Below are 1,610 nucleotides of genomic sequence, written 5' to 3'. Positions count from 1 at the left end.
AAAAGTAGCCATCATTGCGTGTATACGAAAGCTGGTAGTGATAATAAATTCAATGGTGAGAGATGGTGTAATGTGGGATCCTGAAATGGTTTAAAATTAGGAATTGACACCATAGTCACTTGTTATATGCCTGCACCACCATGCAGGATAATTTCATTCTCGTTGCTATTTAATAGTTACAAAAAACTATCAGAGAACTATTTTACTTTATGGTTTCTTAGTTGGTGTTCACCCAATATTTTTCGAATTTATTCTTCTCTGTAATGGTATATGGATAATCGGCTAATTTTAAATAAACACCAATAATTCATTTATTTTAGTAGGTAAAAGTACATAACATCTAATTAAAAATGTTTCTAAGTATTCACTGCTGTTAGATTTAGACCCTAATAATTTTACTTTTCCAACCATTTCAGATGCAAGTTGTTTAAGGTTTGGACTAAACTTCGTTATTTCATCTATGTTAAACCATGCCTCCCCAAAACCTGAAAAAGCATTTAAATTCAGTTTACCTATGAAAACGACCGCATAATAGTCAAGACTTAAAAAATTTCTCGTTTTTAAGAAAGAATGCAAATTATGAGTTTACCACATAGGAGACGCTTATTATTGAGGTGATTCTGGTTCTCCTACTATTTTTTGTAATATAATGCTAGCTACAATACTCGCCATGATCGGCCACCAAATAAATGCATATATTGCGTAAACGTGTAGACAAAGATAAGCAATAGACGTAGTGATGTGAAATGTAGTGACTATAATAGAATCATTACTATCTTTAGTAATTAACCTCCCTAGTATCGAACATAGCCCAAGTAAAACCAGAAACCCTGCAATTGGATAGATAAGATAATTTAAAATGTCTAGTGTTGGATAGATAAGATCGTGTAAAATTTCCATTTTTGCATTGTTCCATCCCTTGAGCGAGAAATAGCTATATAAATCTATAAGAATAGCGACCAGAAAACCACCAGTTAATATAAATACCACTGGGTTTTTGAATATATTTGATTCTTCCCCCATTTCTGCACCTCCATAAAGGTAATTTGAGGTAATATCTTTGCCACAATCCTTAATTTCATAATCATACCTGCCAGCCTCTACGTTAATAGCAGAACCATTTTCATTCATTTCTTGGAGTTTTTGATAGCTATCTGTTTGTACTTTCTTCAATTCGTCACGATGGGTCATATTTGTTTTTGAAATAACTACATGATAAATATCTTTAGTAGAAATAAGTTCATTATTCACGATGACTTTACCTCTTTTAAAAGGTTCGATAAAATCATCCCTTACTTGCACTTCTGACAAATCTTTAAATATACACTTCCAAGAATTATCATTTTTCATTTTTAACACTATGTGAAACTTACTCAAGAGTAATACCTGTGCCATAAACGCTCAGAATGAACTTGGATTTGGTCATGTAAAACTGTAACCGATTTCTCTGTATATTTCATATATCCACCAAACCCTATATTGCATATAACGAGGCTGTAGAATAACTCGTTTTTAATTTATTTTTATTGATGCATTAACCATAGCTGAGTTCCTATTTTGATTCAATCGGTTACTTCGATTTTACGTGAAATATAAAAAGAGGATTTACT

Annotated in this window: 1 protein-coding gene; it reads right to left on the bottom strand. The window is 31.9% G+C overall.

All coding sequences use genetic code 11. The features are described from left to right. Positions 1-606: 606 nt before the first annotated feature. Entirely contained in the window at positions 607-1,350 is a 744-nt protein-coding gene (locus tag H5154_RS22615) for a hypothetical protein (protein WP_182719713.1), read from the bottom strand. Positions 1,351-1,610 lie beyond the last annotated feature (260 nt).

This window comes from Pseudoalteromonas sp. SR44-5 (assembly GCF_014163675.1).
Lineage (GTDB): Bacteria > Pseudomonadota > Gammaproteobacteria > Enterobacterales > Alteromonadaceae > Pseudoalteromonas > Pseudoalteromonas rhizosphaerae.
Note: the sequence above shows the minus strand (reverse complement) of the source record. Positions and strands in the feature narration are given on the sequence as shown.